This is a genomic window from Microbacterium sp. NPDC058389, assembly GCF_042722305.1.
GTDB lineage: Bacteria > Actinomycetota > Actinomycetes > Actinomycetales > Microbacteriaceae > Microbacterium.
In genome coordinates this window covers 429,078-452,150 of sequence record NZ_JBHXJQ010000002.1, presented here as the reverse complement: position 1 = coordinate 452,150, position 23,073 = coordinate 429,078, and the positions used below count along the sequence as shown (strand labels likewise).

The following is a 23,073-nucleotide window of genomic DNA, read 5'->3' as shown; positions in this document are numbered from 1 at the left end:
CCGGGCCCGATACACCGGGCCTGCGGACCATGTGACCGACAGCATCCGTCACCCCCTCTCACGCCGAATAGACTGGTGGGGTCCGGCATCCCCCGATTTTCTGGAGCTGAGCCGAGTGACCACCCCTGCTTCGACCGCTGTCGCCGATACCGTCGAGAACGCCGCCGCCACCCCTGAGAAGGAGCAGCCGTACGCGGCGCTCGGCCTCAAGGACGACGAATACGCGAAGATCCGCGAGATCCTCGGCCGCCGCCCCACCTCGGGCGAGCTGGCCATGTACTCCGTCATGTGGTCGGAGCACTGCTCGTACAAGTCCTCGAAGATCTACCTCCGCAAGTTCGGAGAGAAGGTCTCGGACGAGATGAAGGAACGGCTCATGGTCGGCATGGGCCAGAACGCCGGCGTCGTCGACATCGGCGAGGGCTGGGCGGTCACCTTCAAGGTCGAGTCGCACAACCACCCGAGCTACATCGAGCCGTTCCAGGGTGCCGCGACCGGCGTCGGCGGCATCGTGCGCGACATCATCTCGATGGGCGCGCGCCCCGTCGCCGTCATGGACCAGCTGCGCTTCGGCGACATCTCCGACCCCGACACCGCCCGTGTCGTGCACGGCGTCGTGAGCGGCATCTCGTTCTACGGCAACTGCCTGGGCCTGCCCAACATCGGCGGCGAGACCGTGTTCGACGCGGTCTACCAGGGCAACCCGCTCGTCAACGCCCTCGCGGTCGGCGTGCTGCGCCACGAGGACCTCAAGCTCGCCAACGCCACCGGCGCCGGCAACAAGGTCGTCCTGTTCGGCGCCCGCACGGGCGGCGACGGCATCGGCGGTGCGTCGATCCTCGCCTCCGACACGTTCTCCGAGGGCGGCCCGACCAAGCGCCCCGCGGTGCAGGTCGGCGACCCGTTCGCCGAGAAGGTGCTCATCGAGTGCTGCCTCGAGCTGTACAAGGGCGAGCTCGTCGAGGCCATCCAGGACCTCGGCGCGGCCGGCATCTCGTGCGCGACCAGCGAACTGGCCGCCAACGGCGGCTCGGGCATGCGCGTCGACCTCGAGAACGTGCTGCTGCGCGATCCCACGCTCACGCCGGAGGAGATCCTCATGAGCGAGAGCCAGGAGCGCATGATGGCGATCGTCGCGCCCGAGAAGCTCGACGCGTTCCTCGAGGTCGTGAACAAGTGGGACGTCGAGACCTCGGTGCTCGGCGAGGTGACCGGCGACGGCCGCCTGCAGATCTTCTGGCACGGCGAGGAGATCGTGAACGTCGACCCGTCGACGGTCGCCGTCGACGGCCCGGTCTACGAGCGCCCGGTGGCGTACCCGACCTGGATCGACGCGCTGCGCGACGACTCGGCCTCGGCCCTGCCCCGCGCCACCGACGCCGACACCCTGCGCGAGCAGTTCACGCGCCTCGTCGCGAGCCCCAACCTCGCCGACACGTCCTGGATCACCAACCAGTACGACTACTACGTCATGGGCAACACGGCGCTGTCGTTCCCCGACGACTCGGGCATGATCCGCGTCGACGAGCACTCCGGCCTCGGCTTCGCGATCGCGACGGACTGCAACGGCCGCTACTGCCAGCTCGACCCGTACCAGGGCGCGAAGCTGGCGCTGGCCGAGGCGTACCGCAACGTCGCCGTGTCGGGCGCGGTGCCCACCGCCGTCACGGACTGCCTCAACTTCGGCAGCCCCGAGAACCCCGAGGTGATGTGGCAGTTCTCGCAGGCCGTCGACGGCCTGTCGGATGGATGCCTCGAACTCGGCGTCCCCGTCACGGGCGGCAACGTCTCGTTCTACAACCAGACCGGCGACCAGCCGATCTTCCCGACCCCGGTCGTGGGGGTCCTCGGCATCATCGACGACGTGGCCCGCCGCATCCCGTCGGGCTGGCAGGACGCGGGCGAGAACATCTACCTCCTCGGCGTGACCGCGACCGAGCTGTCGGGCTCGCAGTGGGCCGGCACGATCCACGACCACCTGGGCGGCCGCCCGCCGGCGGTCGACCTCGCGAACGAGAAGAAGCTCGCCGAGCTGCTGCACGCAGCCGGCCAGCAGTCGCTCGTGTCGTCGGCGCACGACCTGTCGTCGGGCGGTCTCGCGCAGGCCCTCGCCGAGGCGGTCATGCGCTTCGGCGTCGGCGCGCGCGTCTGGCTCGACGAGATCCAGGAGCGTGACGGAGTGGATGCCGCCACCGCCCTGTTCTCGGAGTCAACGGGCCGCGTCATCGTGAGTGTGCCCCGTGAGGACGACGTCAAGTTCCGCGGCCTGTGCGAGGGCCGCGGCTACCCGGTGCTGCGCATCGGCGTGACCGACCCCGCGGCGGACGGCGACGAGCCGGCGCTCGAGGTGCAGGGCCTGTTCACCGTGCCGCTCGCCGAGCTGCGCGGCCTGTCGACCTCGACGCTCCCGAACGCCTTCGGCGCGACGGTCGTCGAGCCGGCCTGACCGTAGGATTGACGCATGGCCGCGGACGAGGACGAGTACACCGATTTCAACGACGCCCGGCAGCGGCGCGTCAAGGTGATCGCGTGGGTGACGATCGTCGCCCTCATCCTCGTCGGCGGCGGTGCGACGGTGTTCGCGCTGCTGTTCGGCTGACGCTTCCGCGCATCCTCGGGACCCGGTAGCCTCCACCCAAGGAGGTCCGCTATGACCGGCACACCGTCCCTCTGGACCCGCATCCGCGACTTCATCTCGCCTCCGCGCGAGAGCTACGACACGCGGACGCCGCGGCCGGGTGAGCCGGGCACCGGCCCCGACAGCCCCGTGTACGAGGCGACCGACGGCCGCCGCCACGGCGGCACCATGCAGCTCGGCGGCTGAGCTCACAGGCGTCGGCGGGGCGGAGAGCACTCAGCGCACTCCCGGCCGCACAGCAGCGCGCCGCGGGTACCATGACACTGTGGAGCCGATCCTCCTCATCGTGACGAGCTGGGCGTGGATCGTTCCGGCAGCCGCAGGCGCCGGAGCGGCGACCTACGTCGGCCTGACGACGCGCGGGCGCCGTGCGCGTCGGCTCGAGCTCGACGCCGCCCGCCACGAGGAGTCGCAGGCGTACCGCGAGCTCGTCGTCGCGAAGGCCCGCGTGCGCACGGCCCAGGCCGACGTGATGACCGCGAAGGCGCGCGCCGCGACGCCGCAGGCCGCCGAGGCCCGTCGCGAGCTGCAGGTCGCCCGGCAGTCCGAGAAGTCCGCGTCGCTCGCCCTGCGCGCCAGCCGTTCCCGTGTGAAGGCGGGCTACTCGCAGTACCGCGCCGCGACATCTCAGGACCCGCTGCCCATCGAGCGGCTGTGGGCCGAGCACGACGCCGTCAACACGCGCTGGCTCGCGTACGAGACCGACGTCGACAAGGCCCTGAGCTATCCGAAGATGACCGACACGCGCCACGCCGCGACCGTCGTGTTCCTGCGCGCGCAGCGCGAGGCCCTCGTCAAGCGCCCTACGCTGCGCGATCGCGTGACGCCTCAGCAGTACGTCGAGTACCGCGAGGCGGTGCGCGCGCTGCAGGCGTCCCTCGTCGAGGCGGAGCGCCAGGCGGGCGTGCCGGGTGCCGCACCGCCGACCGCCGCACAGGCGGCCGCGGCGACGACGGCCGCGACCATCAGCGCCGCGGCCACGATGATCGCCGACCTCGCCGATCGGCTGCCGTCGCTGATCGTGCGCGTACCGCCGTCACGCGAGACGCCTCCGACCTGACAGCCTGCTTCGGACCCGACACAGGGTCTGCCGCGGCGGTTAGCATGACAGAGTGCAGCCGTTCTTCGACTGGCTCAGTCATTTCTGGTGGCTGATCTTCCCGCTCATGGGTGTGATGAGCGGTGCCTATCGTGCGCTGGAGCGCGGGTCACGGCGCCGTCACCAGCGGCGCATCGAGGTGCTCCACGCCAAGGCAGAGCTGAAGTCCGCGCAGGCGGCGGCGCGCGGCAAGGCGGTGGCGGCGGCATCCCTTCCGGCCTTCACCGCGCCCACGGCGACCGTGGGCGCCCCCGATGCCCCCGCCCGCGAGACGCAGGCCACGCAGCTGGAGCGGCTGTTCGCGACGCACGACGCCGTCACCGCCCGCTGGCTGGAGTACGAGCTCGACGTCGCGAAGATCATCGCCTTCCCCGCCATGAGCGACGGTCGGCAGCCGCTGACGGCCGCGTTCCTGCGCGCCAAGCGCGTCGCCGACGGTCTGCGGCCCGCGTCGGCGAAGGCGAAGCTCACGAAGGAGCAGCTCACCGAGTACCGCAACGCCGTCGCGGACTTCGAGGTCGCGTTCGACGTCGCCGAGCGCGACGCACGGCGCATCCGCGACTCAGGCTTCAGCGAGGTCGAGCGCAAACGTCTCGACACGGCCAAGAAGCTGCTGACGGTCGCGATCGACGAAGCGGCGACGCCCGCGGAGCGTCAGCTCGCCTACCGCCGCGTGCGCGAGGAGCTCGACGGGCTCATCTCGATCTCGGACGAGGCGATCGAGGTGCTCGAGAACAAGGTCATGCTGGAGCTGGGCCCGACGGCCGCCACGGCGGGAGGGGATGCCGCCACCGCCCCGTCCGCGCAGGCCCCGGTGTCGCCGCCACCCGCGCCGGCACCTGAACCCGAGCGTCTGCCGGCGTCGCGTCCGAGCACGACTCCGCCGGCCGCCGCGCCGTGGCCGGTGCCCTCGCGTGGCAACGGCGACGCCCCGGGCCGAGTGATCCACCCCAAGCCGAACCACTGAGCCGCGCCGGACGTCGTGTGCCGGGCCGCCGGCACCACGCTTCGTCTCGCTCGCGCTCGCTCAGCGACCGGAACTCGGCCATCGCGGCACCACGCTTCGTCTCGCCGGCGCTCGCTCAGCGACCGGAACCCGGCCATCGCGGCACCACGCTTCGTCTCGCTGGCGCTCGCTCAGCGACCGGAACCCTGCCATCGCGGCACCACGCTTCGTCTCGCCGGCGCTCGCTCAGCGACCGGAACCCGGCCATCGCGGCACCACGCTTCGTCTCGCTCGCGCTCGCTCAGCGACCGGAACTCGGCCATCGCGGCACCCGCGGCCGTTGAGCGAGCGAGGAACGAGCGAGACGAAACGCCCCGAGCGCACGGCCGGCCCGCAGTGCCGCTCAGCGCACCGGGGCGTCGGGGTGCGCGTCGATCCACGCGTCGATGCGCGCGAACCAGTCGAACAGCCACGTCGCCCGCGCGTCGAGGCCGTCGGGCACCTCGCTGCGCGGCACACGCCACGCGCGCATCGCGATGCCCTTGTCCATCGGCAGTTCGCGCCAGATGTCGCGCAGCGTGACGAGACGGTCGAGGCCGGTGTGCGCGATGAACACGACGTCGGCGTCCGGCGCCGCGCTCAGGGCCGCGTGCATGCCGCCCGGCTGCGGCGCCATCACGTGGCGCATCGCCTCGGCGCGCTCGGCCATCTGCTCGCGGCCGGCGTCGCGCAGCCGCTTGATGCGGGAGGTCCGGCGGGCCGCGCTCACGTTGCCGCCCTCCGGAAAGATCACGAAAGCGTCCTCAGGGCCGAGCCCCGTCGCGAGCCGGGCGAGCGCCTCTTCGACGCGCACGCCACCGCCCCGGGGCGTGCCGCCGAAGCCCGAAGGCACGATGAACTGCGAGGGCACGCGGTGCAGCAGGATGTCGATCGCCGGGTCCCACTGCAGCGTGTACTTCAGCACGATGCGCGGACGACGGGCGACCTCGTTGAGCAGCGTGTGGATCAGGATGAACGAGTCGCCGGGGCCGCCATGGCGGCTGGCGACGATGAGGGGCGTGCCGGCGGCGAACAGGGCATCGAACGCGGCGCTGCCGGCGGCTGGGCCAACGCGCCCGGAGGCTCCGGCCGACGCGCCAGCGGCGGCTGGAGGGGGCGTGGGGACCTCCTCTTCCGAGCCCGTCGTGGTGATCGTGAGCCGCAGCACCCCGCCGAAGATCCAGAACAGCAGGCGCAGTCCCCACGCCCCCAGCCGGTAGTGCGCGGTCACGAACCCGGGGCGCCGGATGAAGTACCCGAAGCCCGAGGCGATCCACAGGGCGAACATCGCGATCACGAGCATCGCGTCCCACAGCAGGTACACCGTCACGAGCCATGCCACGCGCGGCAGCCGGAAGCGGCCGGGCACCAGCGAGGTCAAGGCCAGCGCGACCAGCAGCCACAGCGGCGTGAGCGCGAGCATCGCGAGCGCGGCGACGATGACGAGCGGACCGAGGAGGATGCGGCGCACCCAGGTCGGCGGCATCCTGCTCATGCGTCCTCCCCGAGCCCGCGCGCCACGAGGAAGTCCCGGCTCGCGCCGTACGCGGCGTCGATGCGGCGCCGCACCGTCGTCATGCGGCGGTACGACATGAGCGAGTCGTCGCGGTCCTGCGCCCCGCCCGAGGGGAGCACATGGAGAGCGACCCCCTCGGGGAGGTTCGCGACGTCGTAGGCGTACCGGTGACGGCGGGCGATCTCGAACGCCACGCGCGCGGTCTCGACGGCCGACCGCGGCGCCTCGAGCGGGGTCTCGATACGCCCCACCTGCAGCACGAAGACGGTACGTGCTCCTGCATCCACGGCCTGCGCGATGGGGATCGAGTTGACGATGCCGCCGTCGATGAAGTGCTCGTCGCCGATACGCGTCGGCGGAAGCAGCCCGGGCACCGAGGCCGATGCCAGCACCGCCTCGATGAGCGGACCGGACTCGAACACGTGCTCGGCGGCGCGCTCGATGCTCGCCGCCACGACGCGCAGGCGCACGGCGAGGTCTTCGAAGCGGGTGTCCGCGCGCAGCGCGCGCTCGAGCAGGTGCCGCAGCGGTGCCGGTGAGTTCAGGTGCGTCCTGGTCTTGATGAGCCGCCCGAACTGGGCGAACAGCGAGTCGCCGTAGACGGCGTTCGCCTCCGGCGAGGTCCACGCGTCGAGCAGGCGCTGGATGACCGCCGGCGTCGGGTCGGACGCGACCAGGGCGCCGTTGATCGCGCCGATTGAGGTGCCCACGACGAGGTCGGGCCGGATGCCGCGTTCGAGCAGGGCGCGCAGCATCCCGATCTCCACCGCGCCGCGGACACCGCCGCCGCCCAGCACGAACGCCACCGTCATGCCCACACCCTACGCGGCGCGGGCACGACGGCCGGGGTCAGCGTGTGAGGGTGTCGACGTAGTCCCGGTTGTCGGCGATCCACTGCGCGACGACGGGTCCGTAGTCGTCACCGTCGTACGCGCCGAACATCGCGTCCTCGAGCGAGTACAGCAGCTCGTTGTCCATGCGGAACGCCTCGAGCCAGTCCGCCACCTCGGGGAACTCGTCCGCGAAGCCGGTCGAGGTCACGGTGTGGATGCCCTCCGCGTCGCCGAGCAGACCGTCGGGGTCCTCGAGGTCCTTGATGGGGAACGCGTTGTACGCCCAGTGCGGGCGCCACAGCGTCACCGCGACGTTCCGCCCGGCATCGGTCGCCGCCTGCAGCTCGGTGAGCATCGCGGGCGTCGACGACGTCACGAACTGCATCCCCTCCAGGCCGTAGCCGGGGATCACGTCGTTCTGCGTGACGGTCACGAGGCCCGAGCCCGACTCGATGCCCACCAGGCGGTTGCCGAACAGGTCGGCGTTCGCGGCGAGCTCGGTGAGCGAGTCGATGGGGGCGTCCTCGTTCACCGCGATGGTGAGCTTCGCCTCGTCGTTCCAGGAGCCCAGATCGACGAGGTCGTCGCCGTAGGTCTTCATGTAGTCCGCGTGGGTGAGCGGCAGCCACGTGTCGAGCGTCAGGTCGTAGTCGCCCTTGGCGATGCCGGTGTAGGCGGCGGCCGGGTCGGCGTACACGAGGTCGACGGCGTAGCCCTCGTCCTCGAGCACCGCCTTCCACAGCTCGGACGCGGCGATGCCCTCGTCCCAGCCGTTGAACACGGCCACGGTGATGCGGCCCTTGCCGGCGTCGGCGGCCGAGCCCGTCTGGGCGACGGCGCCGTTCACGAGCAGGGCGGCGGTGCCGGCCAGCGCGAGGCCGGCGGCGATCATGCGTCGCTTCGTCATGTGCGGGTCCTCTCGGTTCAGACCGCGACCGGCGTGCGGTCGTCGGCGGTGGTGGCGGTGTCGGGAGTGGATGCCGCGACCCGCCGCTCATCGGCGGTCGTGACGGCGGCGGTGGCGGCATCCCCCGAGGTCCGCGGCCGGCGCTCGCGAGGCGCCGAGAATCCGGAGGTCACACGGTCGAGGATCATCGCAAGGATGACGACCGACAGGCCCGCCTCGACGCCCAGGGCGATGTCGATGCGGCTCAGGCTCTGCACGACGGCGCCGCCGAGGCCGCCGGCGCCGACCATGCCCGCGATGACGACCATCGACAGGCTCAGCATGATCACCTGGTTGACGCCGGCCATGATGCTCGGCATCGCGAGCGGCAGCTGGATCTGGCGCAGGATGCGGCCCGGCGAGGCTCCGAACGCGTGGCCCGCCTCGACGATCTCGGCGTCGACGCCACGGATGCCGAGCTCGGTGAGCCGCACGCCGGGAGCGAGCGCGAAGACGATGGTCGCGACCATGCCGGGCACGGGTCCCACGCCGAAGATCAGCATCGCGGGGATGAGGTACACGAACGCGGGCATCGTCTGCAGGAAGTCGAGCACGGGACGCAGCACGGCCGAGACGCGGTCGCTGCTCGCGGCCCAGATGCCGAGCGGCACCGCGATCACGATGGCCACCGCCGCGGCGAGGATCACCAGCGCCAGCGAGTCCATCGCGTTGGACCATTGACCCACGGCCACGATGACGAGCAGGCCGAGCGCGCTGCCGATGGCCAGCATGAGGCCCTTCGACCAATACGCGAACGCGGCGATCACGAGGATGACCGCCCAGAACGGCGGCGTCGACAGCGAGGCGTCGAGCCAGTCGTAGAGGCCGCCGAAGACCACGGCCACGACGTCGAAGAACCCGCCGAGGGCATCGATGAGCCAACGGACGGCGCCCTCGACGACATCGCCGAGGGGAAGGCGGAACGTGTCGTTCATCGGGCGGTTCCTTCCGTCGTGGCGCGCGCATCGTCGGCGGCGGGCGCGCCTGCGGCCGTCGCGCCGGCGGCGAGGCGCGTGGGCGGGGCGGCACGGCCGCCGAGGGTCGTCGTCGCCGCCGCGGAGGACTCGACGGTGGCGAGCGTCTGGGTGATCTCGCTCGCCGGCACACTGGCGGGGACGTCGATGATCGGGTTCTCACGGGTCACCGCGGGCACGTCGCCGAGAGCCGCGAGCAGCGTCACACGCGGGATCGTGCCGACGAGGCGCCCGGCGTCGTCGACGACGGCCACCGGCACGGGGCTCTCGACGGCGCGCTCGACCACGTCGGTGAGCGGGTCGTCGACGTGGACCGCGGGGCGGCCGGTGCGGACGAGGGAGCGCAGGTCGGTGCTGCCCGCCTTGACCGCGCGGATGACGGCGCGGTCGGTGACGGTGCCCACGAAGCGGCGGTTCTCGATCACCGACACCGAGCCCACCTGCAGGTCGCGCATGACCCGCAGCGCGCCGCGGACGCCGGCGCTCACCGGCGTCGTCGCGACGGGCGGGGCCATCACCGAGCCCGCCGTCAGCACGCGGGCGCGGTCGACGTCCTGCACGAACTGCGCGACATAGTCGTTGGCGGGGTCGGTGAGGATCTCTTCGGGGGTACCTGTCTGCACGATGCGCCCGTCGCGCATCACGGCGATCCGGTCGCCGAGGAACATCGCCTCGTTGAGGTCGTGCGTGATGAAGACGATCGTGCGGCCGAGCTCCCGCTGCAGCTCGATGAGCTGCTCCTGCATCTCACGGCGGATGAGCGGGTCCAGAGCTGAGAAGGCCTCGTCCATGAGCAGGATGTCGGTGCCCGCCGTGAGCGCCCGGGCGAGGCCGACGCGCTGGCGCATGCCGCCCGACAGCTCGTCGGGCATGGCGTCGACGCGATCCCCCAGGCCGACCTTGCCGAGGATCTCCCGCGCGCGCTCGCGCCGCTCGTCGCGGCCGACGCCCTGGATCTCGAGCGCATAGGCGGCGTTGTCGAGCACCGTCAGGTGCGGCAGCAGCGCGAAGTGCTGGAACACCATCGAGATCGATCGGCGGCGGATGCCGCGCAATGTCTTGGCCGAGGCATCCACGACGCTCTTCCCCTGCACGCGCACGTCACCGGCGGTGGGCGCGAGGAGGCCGTTGAGCATGCGGATCACCGTCGACTTGCCGGAGCCCGAGAGCCCCATGATGACGAAGATCTCGCCCGGCTGGACGGTGAAGCTCGCGTCGATGACGGCGGCCGAGCCGGCGTCGGCGACATCGGCGCGGGTCGCGCCTGCGCGGAGCCGTTGGACCGCGTCTTTGGGATTGCGTCCGAAGACCTTGAACAGGTTCTTCGCCTCGATGGCAGGCGGAAGCGTCACTGTGCACCTCGGCAGCTCCGGTGCAGGAGCTGCATCGGTCGCGCCCGGGTGGCGGCCGCACTCGCAGCGGATGTCGGATCCGCGCAGCGGCCGCCGACCATACGCTCGCCGGTCTGACGCTCGGGTGAACGTCACCAGCGACCGCGGACTGGTCGGGTGTGACCCCGCACGGGGCCGCATCCACCGTTTCACAGGCGTTGGAATCGAGGCAAATTCGACACCCACCGGCCCTTTCGCTACTCCGCGCACGCGTGATACCACGCCCGTCGTGCGAGCGGGCGGCCCGCATGGGGGTTGACAACGCCCCACCTTCGTTGCATGGTTAGTTAGTCAAGTAAGTAACCGACCAAGCGGAGCGGGATGTGATCGAAGAAGGCCGGGCGCTGTTCCTCCAGATCGCCGAGAGCGTGGAGGACGCGATCATCGACGGCAGCCTCGCGGAAGAGGCGCAGGCGCCGTCCACGAACGAGCTCGCCGCCTTCTACCGGATCAACCCCGCGACCGCCGCGAAGGGAGTGGCCATGCTCGCCGACAAGGGCGTGCTGTACAAGCGCCGCGGCATCGGCATGTTCGTGGCGCCGGGAGCCCGCGAGCTTCTGCTGAGCGAACGCCGCACCGTGTTCGCCGACCGCTTCGTCGAGCCGCTGCTCGTCGAGGCCCGCAAGCTCGGGCTCGGGCCCGCAGACCTGGAACAGCTCATCCGCGACCGCGCCGGGGCGCGCGCCGCGACCACCACGGAAGGGAACGCACGATGACGACCGGGACGCACGTCGTCGAGGTGAACGGTCTCACCAAGCGCTATCGCGACGTCGTCGCGGTGGACGACGTGAGCTTCACCATCGAGAAGGACACCATCTACGGCCTGCTCGGCCGCAACGGCGCCGGCAAGACCACGGTCATGTCGATCCTCACGGCGCAGAACTTCGCCACGAGCGGCGACGTGCGCGTGTTCGGGCAGTCGCCGTACGAGAACGCCAAGGTGCTCTCGCGCATGTGCTTCGTGCGGGAGAGCCAGAAGTACCCCGACGACGCCAAGCCGGGCCACGCGTTCGCCGCCGCGCGCCTCTTCTTCCCGAACTGGAACCAGGAGCTCGCCGACCAGCTGATCGACGAGTTCCAGCTCCCGATGAGCCGGCGGATCAAGAAGCTCTCGCGGGGTCAGCTGTCGGCCGTCGGCGTGATCATCGGCCTCGCCTCACGCGCCGAGATCACGTTCTTCGACGAGCCGTACCTGGGCCTGGACGCGGTCGCGCGGCAGATCTTCTACGACCGGCTGCTCGAGGACTACACCGAGCACCCGCGCACGGTGATCCTCTCCAGCCACCTGATCGACGAGGTGTCGAACCTCATCGAGCGCGTCCTGGTGATCGACCGCGGACGCATCGTGATGGACGAGGCGACGGACGCCGTCCGCGACCGCGCGGCGAACATCGTCGGCGACGCGTCGGCCGTGGACGCCTTCGTCCAGGGTCGCCAGGTCATCCATCGCGAGAGCCTCGGCAACGTGGCATCGGTGACCGTCCTCGGTGCGCTGACGCTGGCAGATCGCGAGCGCCTCGCCGCCGCCGGCCTGGACGTCGCGCCCGTCTCGCTGCAGCAGCTGATCGTCCGCACGACCCAGCATGCCGCCGACCAGTCCGCCCTCGACGAAGGAGCACTCCGATGAGCCGCACGCTCAACGTGATCCGCATGCAGCTGATCAACCGGCAGACCTTCATCTGGCTGCCCCTGATCATCCTCGGCGCATCGTTCCTGATGAGCCTCGCGATCTACGCGATGATCCCCACCGACGCACCCAAGTACGGCGGCGGCGCACAGGCGCCGCTGTGGTACTTCTTCGCCGTCGGAATCCAGGCGATGACGCTGTCGTTCCCCTTCTCGCAGGCGCTGAGCATCACGCGCCGCGAGTTCCTCCTCGGGACGCTGCTGACCGCCGTGCTCACCTCGGCGATCCTCTCCGGCGTCTTCGTCGTCGGCGGGTTCGTCGAAGAGGCGACGAACGGCTGGGGGCTCAACGGCTGGTTCTTCCGGCTGCCGTGGGTGTGGGAGGCCGGCCCCGCTGCAGCCGCGGTCGTGTACTTCGGCATCGCGATGCTGCTGTTCATCATCGGCTTCAGCTGCGCACTGCTCTACAAGCGGTTCGGCCCGATGGGGCTGACGATCGTGCTCGTCGGCATCGGCGTGCTTCTGGTGGGCGCGATGTACCTCGTCGGTCAGGCGAACGCCTGGGCCGCGCTGTTCGAGTGGATCATGACGCAGGGAGCGCTCGGCCTGTCGCTGTGGGGCCTGCTGCTGACCGTGGTCATCTCGATCGGGTCGTTCTTCACGCTGCGGCGCGCGACACCCTGACCGGACACGGGGATGCCTCGGCCCGGCGCGCTGCGCCGGGTCGAGGCATCCTGTCGTCTCGGTGGGCCGTCAGCGGCTGTCGGCGGCCTCGGTGTGGTGGCGGATGACCTCGGCCACCACGAAGTTGAACCACTTCTCGGCGAACGCCGGGTCGAGGTCGGCCTGCTCGGCGAGGCTGCGCAGGCGGGCGACCTGCTGCTCCTCGCGGGCCGGGTCGGACGCCGGCATGCCGTGCTCCGCCTTCAGGTGCCCCACCTGCTTGGTCGCTTTGAAGCGCTCCGCCAGCAGATACACCAGGGCGGCGTCGATGTTGTCGATGCTGCTGCGCAGACGGGTGAGCGTCGCCGTGGGGTCTTCGGTCATGGGGTCCTCCTTCGCTCCTCGACCCTACCCGAGCGTCCGGTCCTGTCCGCTCGCCGCCCACGGTCATGCGCGGGTGTGTGACGCGGCCCTAGAGTGTGTCGCATGACCGAAGTCTCGCCCTCGATCGGCGCCACCGACGCCGAAGCCGCCGAGCCCCTGTCCGTCGAGGCCGCCGCGCCCACGGATGCCGCCCACGCGGAGGGCATCGCGGTCCCCGACACCGTCGCGGCACGCTCCGGCGAAGCGCCGGCGTCGCGGACGTTCTGGGCGAACCTGAACCAGCCGTTCGGCGTGGGTCTGTTCGTGACCCTCGGCGGCCTCGTCGCCGTCGCACTGGGCCTGGCGTTCTGGAACCTGTCGACGATCATCATCTACATCGTGTTCGCGCTGTTCGCGGCGCTGGGCCTCGACCCTGTCGTGCGGTGGTTCGAGAAGCACCATGTGAAGCGGGCGTGGGGCATCGTCATCGTCTACACGGCGTTCGCGATCGTGCTGGCGGGCATCCTGCTCCTGGTGGTGCCCGCCCTCGTGACGCAGATCACGCAGTTCTTCGCCGATCTGCCTCAGACGATCGACGACTTCCAGAAGAGCGACTTCTACGCGTGGCTGCGCGACACGTTCGGCTCCCAGGTCGGTGCGATCACCGACCAGGTCGAGAAGTTCCTCACCAACCCGGCCAACATCGCGGCGATCGGCGGCGGCGTCCTGAACTTCGCGATCAACGTCGGCACCACGATCTCGGGCCTCATCATCGTGCTGGTGCTGAGCCTCTACTTCCTGGCCGGACTGCCGGCGATGAAGGTGGCGTTCCTGCGCTTCGCGCCGGCCCGCAACCGCCCCAAGGCCGGGGAGCTCACCGAGCAGATCACCGACTCGATCGGCAGCTACCTCATGGGCATGGTGGTGCTGGCGTTCTGCAACTCGGTGGTCGCGTTCTTCCTGCACCTGTTCCTGGGACTGCCCTTCCCCGCGCTGATGGCCGTCCTCGCGTTCGGCATCACCCTGATCCCGCTCGTCGGCTCGGTGCTGTACTGGATCACGGCGACCGTGATCGCCCTGTTCACCGGGTGGCTGCCGGCGCTGATCTTCGCGATCATCTACCTCGTCTACATGCAGATCGAGGCATACGTGCTCACGCCCAAGGTCATGAACAAGGCCATCTCGGTGCCGGGTGCGCTCGTGGTCATCGGCGCGATGGTCGGCGGCACCCTGCTCGGCCTGCTGGGCGCGCTCGTCGCGATCCCCGTGACCGCGTCGATCCTGCTCATCCTCAAGCAGGTCTTCATCCCCAAGCAGGACGCCAAGCTCTGACCCGCGCCTTGCTCGCGGATCGCCGCGCGCCCATACTTTGCGCATGGCGATCCGCGGCGCCGCCGTCGTGGACTGGACGGGACGGTTCGAGCAGCTCGCCGCTCACGAGGCCACACTGGCCGGCGACGAGCTGGACGAGCTCGGCCAGGCGGCCTGGTTCGTCGGCCGTGACGACGTGTCGCAGCGCGCGTGGGAGCGCGCGCATCTGCGGTTCCTCGACGACGGCGACCTCGCGTCGGCCGTCCGCTGCGTGTTCTGGCTCGGCTTCACACTGAGCGAGCACGGCGACGGCGTCCGCGCCGGCGCATGGATGGCGCGGCTCATGGAGCTGTGCGCGCGCCCGGCGGCGACGCCCGCGACCGAGAGCGTGCGGGCACTGTGCACCGCGGTCGCGGCGTCCGGCCGCGGCGAGGCCGCGGCATCCGTTCCGCTGTACCGCGACGCGATCGAGCGGGCGGATGCCGCACACGACGCCGACACCGCCACCCTCGCGACCATGGGGCTGGGTCGGGCGCTGCTGGCCGACGGCCGGATCGCCGAGGCCTTCGCGACGTTCGACGGGGTGATGCTGCGGATCGCCGACGGGCGCGTGAGCGACCGCGCGGCCGGACCGGCGTACTGCGCCGTCATCGCAAGCCTGCTCTCCCGCGGCGACGTCGAACGCGCACGGGTGTGGACCCGCGAGCTCGGAGACTGGTGCGACGCGCAGCGGGGCCTCGAGCCGTTCCGCGGGGAGTGCACGCTGCACCGCGCGAGCGTCATGCAGCTCGGCGGCGAGTGGTCGGCCGCCGCGGCGGCCGCCGCCCAGGTGTGCGCGACCGAGGAGCGCACCGAGACGCTCGCGAACGCCTGGTACCGCGTCGCCGACCTGCACCGGGTGGCCGGCCGGCCCGGGGCCTGCCGTGACGCCCTGCGCCGGGCTGCCGCGCTCGGGCGCGAGGTGCAGCCGGGTCTGGCTCTGCTGCACCGCGACACCGCCGACCTCGCGGGCGCCTGGGCGGGTCTCGCGACCGCGCGCGCCACGGCGGTCGATCCCGCCACCCGGTCCGAGGTGCTGGCTGCGGCGGTGTGGATCGCCCTCGAACGTGGGCACGTGGACGAGGCGCGGGATGCCGCCGCCGAGCTCGCCGCGTGCGCCGCGGCCTTCGACACCGTGTACCTGCGCGCCCTGTCGTCGCGCGCCGACGGTGAGGTGGCGGTCGCGAGCGGGCGCCCGCTCGAGGCCCTCCCTCTGCTGCGCACCGCGTGGGCGGCATGGCGCCGGCTGGACGCCCCCTACGACGCCGCCCTGACCCGCGTGTCGATCGGCGCAGCCGTGCGGGCGCTGGGCGACGGCGAGGGTGCCGACCTCGAGTTCGACGCGGCCCGCGGGGTGCTGGAGGGCCTGGGCGCGATCCCCGACCTCGCGCGGCTCGAGCGCACCGCGACCGCGCCGGCCGCGAGTGGCGGCGCCGACCCGGGGCTCAGCCGTCGTGAACGCGAGGTGCTCGCGCTCGTCTCGCGCGGCTGGTCGAACCGGCGCATCGCCGAGCACCTCTTCCTCAGCGAGCGCACGGTCGCCCGGCACGTGGGCAGCATCCTCGCGAAGCTCGGCGTGCCGAGCCGCTCCGCCGCCACGGCGTACGCGTTCGAGCACGGGCTGGCTGCGACCGGGTAAGCGCAGCGGGCGGCGGCATCCCGATCCCTCAGCCGAGGACCTGAGCCGGAATGCGGACCGCCCTCGCGCAGAAGCTCCGCAGTTCGGCCCAGGCCCTCATTCGAGGACCCGAGTCACGGCGAATTGGTCATTTCTGCCGATGCCCTGGGCTCGATCGCAGACCTACCGTGAGCGCAGGAGGACGACATGGACACGACAGAGCACGACACCCTCGTCATCGGCGCGGGCGCCGCCGGCCTTCATGCCGCACGGCTGCTGGCCGAGCGCGACATCGACCACCTGGTGATCGACGCGGGGGCCCGCGTCGGCGACACGTGGCGTGAGAGGTACCGGTCGCTGCGCCTGTTCACGCCGCGACGGTGGGCCGAGCTCCCGGGCATCCCGCTCGGCATCGGCTACTTCGCCTACCCGACCGGCACGCAGTTCGCCGACTATCTGCAGCGCTGCGCCGCCGCCATCGGCTCCCCGCTGCTGATGTCGACGCGAGTGTCGCGGGTCTCGCTCGACGCGGACGGCCGGTTCCGGCTCGCCCTGTCCACGGGCGCACAGCTCGTCGCGGCGCACGTCGTCGTGGCCGCCGGAGCGCACCGCGTGCCGCTCGTGCCGCCGTTCGCCGGCGACCTCGATCCGGCGATCCGCACCGTCCATTCGCTCGACTACCACGGCCCCGAGGACTTCGCCCCCGGTCCCGTGCTCGTGGTCGGCGCCGGCAACTCGGGCACCGACATCGCGCTGGAGGCCGCGGCGACGGGACACCCGACGACGCTCGCCGGCCGCCACCCGGGCCAGGTGCCGGGGCGCATCGACACACCTGTCGGCAACCTCATCGCGGGGATCTTCATCCGGCGCCTGCGTGGGCTCACCCTCGACACCGAACGGGGGCGCCGCTTCGCCGCCGAGCACCGCGGCCACGGCGTGAACCTCGTGCGCAACCATGTGTCCGACCTCGACCGCGCGGGCGTGCGCCGGATCGGCCGCGTCAACGGCGTCGCCGACGGGCGTCCCATCGTCGACGGGGAGCGGATGGATGCCGCCACCATCGTGTGGTGCACCGGCTCGCGCCCGGATCTGGCGTTCCTCGACATCCCGGCGGCGTTCGGCGCCGGCGGATGGCCCGATCACGAGCGCGGGATCGCGACGCACGTGCCGGGGCTGGCGTTCGTGGGCCTGCCGTTCCAGTACTCCGTCGCCTCGCCGACGCTCATGGGCATGGGGCGCGACGCGGAGTACGTGGTCGCGCGGCTGTCCGAGCAGGTGCCTGCGACGGCCGCGCCGGTGCGCGCCTGAGCCCGGGCGTGCCGGAACGTGCAGGCGCGGGGATGCCGCGGCCGCGGCATCCCTCGCGGATTCCCGCACGCGGCGGGGCGTCAGAAGTCGACGCGCCGGCCGAAGCGGCGTTCGCCCCGCGGGCGCGGCGAGCACACCGCAACCTTGCGCAGCCGGACGATCTCGTGCGGCTGCAGGCCGAGCGTCTCGCCGAAGTCCTCGAGTGAGCTGAACCCGCCCTGCTCCTCGCGCGCCGACACGGCCTTGCGTGCGCGGGCGCGCGTCACGCCGGGCAGGCCCTCGAGCTCGGCTGCGGTCGCGGTGTTGACGTCGACGGGCTCGGCGGCTGCGACGGGCCCGACCGGCGTCGCCGGGGTCTCGCGGGCCGGGGTGTCGAGCAGATCGTCCGCCGACGCGCCGACCGAGGCGGCGAGCTCGGCGGCCTCGTCGGGCGCCGGTCCGGCCACCTCCTTCTTCGCGGCCGGCCAGGCAGCCGATGCTTTCGCCTGAGCCGACTTCTGCGACTGCTTGCGCTTGGCCGCAGCGCGCCTGCTCGCCCGGTTGCCGGCCGACGCCGCGGCAGTGCCTGTCGCAGCCGCACGCGCCGAGGTCGCGCCTATGCCTGACCTGTCGAGGCGGCGCTGCCACATCGTGCGCAGCCACCCCGGGTTCACGGCGAGCGCGCACACCATGCCGGCGAGGTACGCGACGGTCCGCACGATCGGCTGCGCCTGGCCCCACAGCTCCAGGTTCACCAGGATCGCGATCGCGCCCCACACGACGCCGAGGATGATGAGCCGGCGGCTGCGCGAGACGACGCCGATGATGCCGAAGCCGAGCCACGCGAACATCGGTCCGGGAACCGGGGTGAGCAGCATCCACGAGCTCATCCCGAGCATCCAGCCGATGCTGGGGACGTCGGTCGCGGGGGTGGCGCGCGCGGTGCTCATGCGTAGTCCTTCACGTCGAGCACCATCGTGACGGTGTCATCGTCGTCACGGGACTCCGAGACCAGCTCGAACCCGGCGGATGCCGCCCGCTCGCGGATGCGCGCGGCCACCGTCTGCTGCACCCGCAGCGCGTACGCGGCGTCGAGCCGCGCGACGAGCTCGGCGGCCTCGGCCTCGGCGAGCTCCCGCCCGTCGGCGCGCTGGAAGTGCGCCGCCCACACGCCGTCCTCGGAGCGCCGCATGTCGAGCTCGACGCCGTCTATGGCCGCGGACAGCGCGTCGCCGTCGAAGGCCACGCCGGTCGCCCCGATGTCGCGCAGCGCGTCGCCCAGCAGGTCGGGGTCCTTCATGCGCGTGCGCACCTCGACGGGTCGCGGGCCGCTCTCGGCGGCGGCTTCCCCCGCTGCCCCGACCTCATCGTCGCGACCCAGCTGCGTGAGCGCGCCGATCCCGCCGGCGGCCGAGATCGCGGTGGCGGCGGCGAGGGCCGCGGGGATCAGGATCAGGGTCACGCTCATCGCACGGCCTCCACTCGTGTTCGTCCTCTGTCTGCCGCGGCCACCTGTGCGGGGCTGTCGGCGCGCACGCCCAGGTCGTCGAAGAGGGCCGCGAGGGCGGCATCCGTCGCCCAGCCGTTGACGGCGACCGTGCCGTCGCGGGCGATGCGCACCTCGACGCGGTCGGCGCCGCCGTCGGCCGCGATCGCCCGCACCTCGGGTGCATAGCGCCCGGTCAGCGCGCGGATGCCCTGGTTGCGCGAACCCACCCACGGCCGCCCGGTGTCGGGCAGGTCGCGCAGGTACGGTCCGTCGCACAGCAGGTCGGTCGCGTCGAGCAGCGCTGCGATGTCGTCGCGGCCGCCGTCGGCCCAGCCCTGCAGCAGTCCGTAGGGGTGCCCGCTGAACGTCATGACCCCGAGGCCCGCCTCACGGAACGCGCGGGCGAGGGATGCCGCGCCCCACGCCTGCTCGAACGGCTCGCCGCCCAGCAGCGTGACACCCTCGGCGCCGCGCGCGACGGCCTCGGCGACCCACGCCCGCGCGAGCTCGTCGGGCGCCGTCACGATGCCGCCGCGCGGAGCCCACAGCTGCGGGTTGAAGCACTCGGGGCAGTGGACGGCGCAGCCCTGCAGCCACACGGCCGCACGCACACCGGGCCCCTCCGCCTCGGTCGCGGGAAGGAAGCGCGACCAGCGCACGGCGTCGGCCGGCGCCTCGGCGGGCGCCACGGTGCCCAGGATCGACCGGCGACCGCCGCGGCCGGGCGACTCGGCGACGACGTCGGTCACGGTGCGCCGTCCGACTGCTCGGTGTCGATCGGGATCGAGTCCGACGTCGAGGCCGACGTGTAGGCCTCGGTGAAGCTCGACGACACCGTCTCGGCGTCGAGGAGGGCCTCGAGCGCCTCGATGTGGTCGAGGCACTCCGACCCGTGCATGCCGATCGTCTCGGCATCGACCGTTCCGTCGGCGCGGAGTCTCACCACGAGCTGCTTGGCCATGTCGCCCTCCTCAGTAGTCCACGGTCCGGCCGCCGCGGCGCATCGACAACGCGCCCTCGGCCGCCGCACCCGTCAGTTCGGCGGCATCCAGATCCTCGGTCCCGGTCGCGCGGACGGCGCGCTCCGTCGCCCACGCGCGGATGCGCTGCACCTGCTCGGCCTGCGTCACGGCGAGCGGGATCATCGTGTCGACGACCTCGCGCACCGTGTCGAGCGCGATCTTCGAGCGGCCGCCGAACCCCTCGTACAGTGCCGAGACGACCGACTGCTCGATCTCGGCGCCGGAGTGGTTCTCGCTCGCCGCGGCGAGGGCGGCCAGCGCCGCGTCGTCCGCCGCGATCGCCTCGAGGCCGTTCGCCTCCGACGCACGCGAGCGCAGCTGCAGCCGCCAGATCGCCTCGCGCTCGTGAGCGGTGGGCAGGTCGACGAAGAAGATCTCGTCGAAGCGCCCCTTGCGCAAGAACTCGGGCGGCAGCGAGTCGATGTTGTTCGCGGTGGCGACGACGAAGACGGGATGCCGCTTCTCCTGCATCCACGTCAGGAACGTGCCGAACACGCGGGCGGTGGTGCCGGAGTCGCCCTGCCCGGTCGTGTTCGAGAAGCCCTTCTCGATCTCGTCGACCCACAGCACGCACGGGGCCACCGCCTCGGCCGTCGCGATCGCGGTGCGCAGGTTCTGCTCGCTGGAGCCCACGAGGCCCGAGAAGATGCGGCCGATGTCGAGGCGCAGCAGCGGCAGCCCCCACGACGCCGCGGTCGCCTTGGCGGTGAGGGACTTCCCACAGCCCGGGATGCCGGTGATCAGCACGCCCTTCGGTGCCGGCAGCCCGTAGTCGCGCGCGCTGCCGAGCCACGAGCCGTCGCGGCGCGACAGCCAGCGCTTGAGGTTGTTGAGACCGCCGACGTCGTCGAGGTCGATGTCGGCCTGCACGAACTCCAGCACGCCCGACTTGCGCACCACCTGGCGCTTCTCGTCGAGCACGATCGGCACGTCCTGCGCCGACAGGCTGCCGTCGTTCACCATCGCGCGCGCGAACGCGTTCTCGGCCTCGGCCATCGACAGCCCGAGTGCGGCATGCACGAGCTGCTCGCGCGCCGCGTCGTCGGCATCCACCCGGATCCGCCCGTCGCCGGACGCGTTGTTGTCGATCATCGTCTCGAGCAGGTCGCGGATCTCGGCGGCCGTCGGCAGCGGGAAGTCGAGCAGGTGCGTCACCTCGTCGAGCTCGGGCGGGATGATCCGCACCGGGGCCGTGATCACGAGCGTGCGCGACACGTCGCCGTGGCGGAACTCGAGGGCCGTCTCGCGCACCGTGCGCACGAGCACCGGGTCGCCGGGGCGGTGCTCCCCACCCAGGTACGCGTGCAGGTCGCAGAACACGAAGACGCTCGGGGCGTCGACGCCCGCGATGTGCTGCAGCGCACGGGCGGGGTTGACGGTGTTCCCGACCGACTTGCCGTCGGGACCCACGAGCCCGAGCGCGGCGCTCCAGGTCCACAGTGCGCGCGGGTGACGCTGCGTCTCGGCGGCGTCCGAGATCGCGGAGATCGCGCGCACCTCCTCGCCCGTCTCGATGTACAGCAGCGGCAGGCGCGCCTTGAACGCCTCGGTGAGAGTGTCGGCGAAGGTCACGTCAGGCTCCTCGGTGGGTGGGGTTCGGAACGGGGATGCCGCGGCTCACGGCGTCGGCGCGGGATCTGGCTCGGTGCCGGCGGGGGTGTCGAGCGTGATCGTCCAGCTGCCGTCGCCGGTGTCGGCCACGACCTGGAACACGACGCGGTCGCTCTGATCCCACGAGGCCCGCTCGTCGACCTCGTCCACGTCGTTGACGAGGCTGTTCCAGTCTCCGACGGTGACGGCGCCGACCAGGAAGATGCCGGTGCCGGTGTGCTGGAAGCGGCCGCTCAGCGACTCGCCCTCGTACAGCAGCAGCGCGTTGCCCGTGCCGGATGCCGTGCCGGTCATCGGAGTGGCCTCCGGGTAGGCGACGGTGGCCGACCAGTCGCCGGGCGACTCGCCGAACCACAGCAGCCCGTCCTCGGTGCCCGGGAGCACGACGACGTCGGTGTCCGGGTACAGCGCACCGAGGTAGCCGGGCCACTCCCAATCGTCCGCCTGGGGGTCGAGGCCCGTGCCACGCTGCTGGTAGACGCCCACCCAGTCGTCATCCGTCGCTCCCGCGGCGGTGAACGTCACGAGGGGAGAGCCTCCCGGCAGTCGCAGGTACCCGCCCGCGCGGGTACCGTGCACGACACCGTCGACGATCTCGAGCTCGGCAGGGTCGGCGGTGTTCCACGGGTACGCGTAGTCGTCTGCTCCCCCCTCGCCGCCGACCAGCAGCTCGCCGGTGCGCGGGTTGATCGCCATCGACGGGAACGTCAGGAACGCGAGCGCCACCACCACGACGGTGCCGACCGCCCAGGTGACCGCCGAGAACAGGCGAATGCGCCGGAACCCGTTCACTCGCCGCCCCCCTCGGTCGGCGTCGGCGCGGGCGTCGCGCTCGGGGTCGCCTCCGGCGCCGCGGCCGGCGACGGGAAGTCGATGGTCCACGCGGTGTCCTCCGACGCGTCGACCACGAACAGCGCGACGTCGCTGTCGGCCCACGCGATCGACTGATCGGTGGCCTCGCTCGACGAGAACACCTCGCGCTGGCCCGAGACGGTGACCGCCGTGATGTACACGTAGCCGTCGCCGCGCGTGCTGACGCGCGCCGTCGTGACACCCTCGTCGATGAAGAACGTCTGCGATCCGACCCCGCTGACGACGCCGGTGCGCTTCTCGACCGCCGGCGTCGTCACCTGCAGCCGGAACCGTTCGTCGCGCAGCCCGTTCACCCACAGCGCCACCTCCGGCCGCGGCACCAGCACCCACTGCTCGCCCGACAGGGTGAACGAGTCGAACGCGGGCGCGTCGCCGTACTCGCCGGGCGTCAGGATCTCGCCGTCGGGGGCGGTCACCCACACCCCGCCGACGTAGGTGTCGTCGAGCTCCGTGATCAGCAGCGGCTGCGCGGGGTCGAGGCCTTCGAGGGCGATCTTCGCACCGTCCGCCCCGCTGTAGACACCGTCGCCTTCGGCGGTCGCGAGGGGCGGATCGGGGTTCGCCCACGGGTCGCCGTAGTAATCGCCCGACGAGGAGGTCTCGCCGACGGCATCCGCCATCACGAAGACGGCGATGACGGCGATCAGGATGAGCCCGGCGATCCACGCCGTGCCGTTGAAGGCGAACAGACGGTTGCGAGCGGCACCGCTCAGCGTCGTGTTCGAGCTCATCGCCGCCTTTCGTCCCTCGACCAGGCTAACAAGGGCCGTGACGGCGCCCCGACCGGCT

Annotated in this window: 24 protein-coding genes; 11 read left to right on the top strand and 13 right to left on the bottom strand. The window is 71.9% G+C overall.

All coding sequences use genetic code 11. From position 1 onward, the window contains the following. Positions 1 to 115: 115 nt before the first annotated feature. The 5 genes from purL (at position 116) to ACFWJ8_RS04890 (ending at position 4,704) form a co-directional block, all read left to right on the top strand. Entirely contained in the window at positions 116 to 2,446 is a 2,331-nt protein-coding gene (gene purL, locus ACFWJ8_RS04910) for a phosphoribosylformylglycinamidine synthase subunit PurL (protein WP_378809533.1), read from the top strand. Between the two features lie 15 nt (positions 2,447 to 2,461). Continuing rightward, entirely contained in the window at positions 2,462 to 2,599 is a 138-nt protein-coding gene (locus ACFWJ8_RS04905) for a hypothetical protein (RefSeq protein WP_378809532.1), read from the top strand. 51 nt (positions 2,600 to 2,650) lie between these two features. Next, entirely contained in the window at positions 2,651 to 2,824 is a 174-nt protein-coding gene (locus tag ACFWJ8_RS04900) for a hypothetical protein (protein WP_378809531.1), read from the top strand. A gap of 79 nt (positions 2,825 to 2,903) precedes the next feature. Beyond that, on the top strand, positions 2,904 to 3,698 hold the full coding sequence (locus ACFWJ8_RS04895) for a hypothetical protein (protein ID WP_378809530.1): 795 nt from the start codon (positions 2,904 to 2,906) through the stop codon (positions 3,696 to 3,698). A 52-nt stretch (positions 3,699 to 3,750) separates the two neighbouring features. Then, the gene (locus tag ACFWJ8_RS04890; RefSeq protein ID WP_378809529.1) at positions 3,751 to 4,704 is read left to right on the top strand and encodes a hypothetical protein; all 954 of its coding nucleotides are present in this window, start codon (positions 3,751 to 3,753) and stop codon (positions 4,702 to 4,704) included. A gap of 382 nt (positions 4,705 to 5,086) precedes the next feature. Here the strand turns inward: ACFWJ8_RS04890 and ACFWJ8_RS04885 are convergent, their stop codons facing one another. From ACFWJ8_RS04885 to ACFWJ8_RS04865, 5 genes are read right to left on the bottom strand one after another with little or no spacing between them, the layout of a single operon-like run. Further along, positions 5,087 to 6,217 carry a 1-acyl-sn-glycerol-3-phosphate acyltransferase gene (locus ACFWJ8_RS04885; RefSeq protein ID WP_378809528.1) on the bottom strand — a complete coding sequence of 377 codons (1,131 nt, stop codon included), beginning with the start codon at positions 6,215 to 6,217 and terminating at the stop codon, positions 5,087 to 5,089. Further along, positions 6,214 to 7,050, bottom strand: a complete 837-nt coding sequence (locus ACFWJ8_RS04880; RefSeq protein WP_378809527.1) for a patatin-like phospholipase family protein — start codon at positions 7,048 to 7,050, stop codon at positions 6,214 to 6,216. The genes ACFWJ8_RS04885 and ACFWJ8_RS04880 overlap by 4 nt, the downstream gene beginning before the upstream one ends. A 37-nt stretch (positions 7,051 to 7,087) precedes the next feature. Beyond that, positions 7,088 to 7,978, bottom strand: coding sequence for a glycine betaine ABC transporter substrate-binding protein (locus ACFWJ8_RS04875; protein WP_378809526.1), 891 nt, complete (start codon positions 7,976 to 7,978; stop codon positions 7,088 to 7,090). A gap of 17 nt (positions 7,979 to 7,995) precedes the next feature. Further along, on the bottom strand, positions 7,996 to 8,952 hold the full coding sequence (locus ACFWJ8_RS04870) for an ABC transporter permease (protein ID WP_378809524.1): 957 nt from the start codon (positions 8,950 to 8,952) through the stop codon (positions 7,996 to 7,998). Further along, a complete protein-coding gene (locus tag ACFWJ8_RS04865) occupies positions 8,949 to 10,343 on the bottom strand; it encodes a glycine betaine/L-proline ABC transporter ATP-binding protein (protein ID WP_378809522.1) in 1,395 nt (464 codons plus the stop codon). Before ACFWJ8_RS04865 ends, ACFWJ8_RS04870 begins: the two co-directional genes overlap by 4 nt. A 362-nt stretch (positions 10,344 to 10,705) precedes the next feature. Between ACFWJ8_RS04865 and ACFWJ8_RS04860 the strand changes: the two genes are divergently transcribed. The 3 genes from ACFWJ8_RS04860 to ACFWJ8_RS04850 are packed head-to-tail and all read left to right on the top strand — an operon-like array spanning position 10,706 to position 12,692. Beyond that, positions 10,706 to 11,098, top strand: a complete 393-nt coding sequence (locus tag ACFWJ8_RS04860) for a GntR family transcriptional regulator (RefSeq protein WP_378809520.1) — start codon at positions 10,706 to 10,708, stop codon at positions 11,096 to 11,098. Continuing rightward, positions 11,095 to 12,009 (top strand): ABC transporter ATP-binding protein, encoded by a 915-nt coding sequence (locus ACFWJ8_RS04855; RefSeq protein ID WP_378809518.1) that lies wholly within the window; start codon positions 11,095 to 11,097, stop codon positions 12,007 to 12,009. Before ACFWJ8_RS04860 ends, ACFWJ8_RS04855 begins: the two co-directional genes overlap by 4 nt. Next, the gene (locus ACFWJ8_RS04850) at positions 12,006 to 12,692 is read left to right on the top strand and encodes a hypothetical protein (RefSeq protein ID WP_378809517.1); all 687 of its coding nucleotides are present in this window, start codon (positions 12,006 to 12,008) and stop codon (positions 12,690 to 12,692) included. Before ACFWJ8_RS04855 ends, ACFWJ8_RS04850 begins: the two co-directional genes overlap by 4 nt. Positions 12,693 to 12,761: 69 nt before the next feature. On the opposite strand, the gene ACFWJ8_RS04845 is transcribed toward ACFWJ8_RS04850, so the two are convergent. Further along, on the bottom strand, positions 12,762 to 13,055 hold the full coding sequence (locus tag ACFWJ8_RS04845) for a chorismate mutase (protein WP_018173782.1): 294 nt from the start codon (positions 13,053 to 13,055) through the stop codon (positions 12,762 to 12,764). Positions 13,056 to 13,157: 102 nt separating this feature from the next. On the opposite strand from ACFWJ8_RS04845, the gene ACFWJ8_RS04840 reads away from it, so the two are divergent. The 3 genes from ACFWJ8_RS04840 to ACFWJ8_RS04830 all read left to right on the top strand — a co-directional run bounded on the left by ACFWJ8_RS04840 (position 13,158) and on the right by ACFWJ8_RS04830 (position 17,310). Then, positions 13,158 to 14,366: an AI-2E family transporter gene (locus ACFWJ8_RS04840; protein WP_378809515.1), complete on the top strand. Its 1,209-nt coding sequence runs from the start codon at positions 13,158 to 13,160 to the stop codon at positions 14,364 to 14,366. A gap of 43 nt (positions 14,367 to 14,409) precedes the next feature. Beyond that, complete coding sequence (locus ACFWJ8_RS04835) at positions 14,410 to 16,023, top strand: LuxR C-terminal-related transcriptional regulator (protein ID WP_378809514.1); 1,614 nt, start codon at positions 14,410 to 14,412, stop codon at positions 16,021 to 16,023. 186 nt (positions 16,024 to 16,209) lie between these two features. After that, positions 16,210 to 17,310 carry a flavin-containing monooxygenase gene (locus ACFWJ8_RS04830; RefSeq protein WP_378809513.1) on the top strand — a complete coding sequence of 367 codons (1,101 nt, stop codon included), beginning with the start codon at positions 16,210 to 16,212 and terminating at the stop codon, positions 17,308 to 17,310. An 80-nt stretch (positions 17,311 to 17,390) separates the two neighbouring features. Here the strand turns inward: ACFWJ8_RS04830 and ACFWJ8_RS04825 are convergent, their stop codons facing one another. Genes ACFWJ8_RS04825 through ACFWJ8_RS04795 form a run of 7 tightly spaced genes read right to left on the bottom strand, consistent with a single transcriptional unit; the run spans position 17,391 to position 23,015 of the window. Further along, complete coding sequence (locus ACFWJ8_RS04825; RefSeq protein WP_378809511.1) at positions 17,391 to 18,239, bottom strand: ComEA family DNA-binding protein; 849 nt, start codon at positions 18,237 to 18,239, stop codon at positions 17,391 to 17,393. Further along, entirely contained in the window at positions 18,236 to 18,757 is a 522-nt protein-coding gene (locus ACFWJ8_RS04820) for a hypothetical protein (RefSeq protein WP_378809509.1), read from the bottom strand. The genes ACFWJ8_RS04825 and ACFWJ8_RS04820 overlap by 4 nt, the downstream gene beginning before the upstream one ends. Beyond that, positions 18,754 to 19,527, bottom strand: a complete 774-nt coding sequence (locus ACFWJ8_RS04815; RefSeq protein WP_378809508.1) for a 4Fe-4S single cluster domain-containing protein — start codon at positions 19,525 to 19,527, stop codon at positions 18,754 to 18,756. The genes ACFWJ8_RS04820 and ACFWJ8_RS04815 overlap by 4 nt, the downstream gene beginning before the upstream one ends. Next, a complete protein-coding gene (locus ACFWJ8_RS04810; protein ID WP_378809507.1) occupies positions 19,524 to 19,739 on the bottom strand; it encodes a DUF2997 domain-containing protein in 216 nt (71 codons plus the stop codon). The genes ACFWJ8_RS04815 and ACFWJ8_RS04810 overlap by 4 nt, the downstream gene beginning before the upstream one ends. A 10-nt stretch (positions 19,740 to 19,749) precedes the next feature. After that, positions 19,750 to 21,372, bottom strand: coding sequence for an AAA family ATPase (locus ACFWJ8_RS04805; protein ID WP_378809506.1), 1,623 nt, complete (start codon positions 21,370 to 21,372; stop codon positions 19,750 to 19,752). Between the two features lie 45 nt (positions 21,373 to 21,417). Then, on the bottom strand, positions 21,418 to 22,293 hold the full coding sequence (locus ACFWJ8_RS04800; protein ID WP_378809505.1) for a hypothetical protein: 876 nt from the start codon (positions 22,291 to 22,293) through the stop codon (positions 21,418 to 21,420). Then, positions 22,200 to 23,015: a hypothetical protein gene (locus tag ACFWJ8_RS04795; protein WP_378809503.1), complete on the bottom strand. Its 816-nt coding sequence runs from the start codon at positions 23,013 to 23,015 to the stop codon at positions 22,200 to 22,202. Before ACFWJ8_RS04795 ends, ACFWJ8_RS04800 begins: the two co-directional genes overlap by 94 nt. Positions 23,016 to 23,073: the final 58 nt, after the last annotated feature.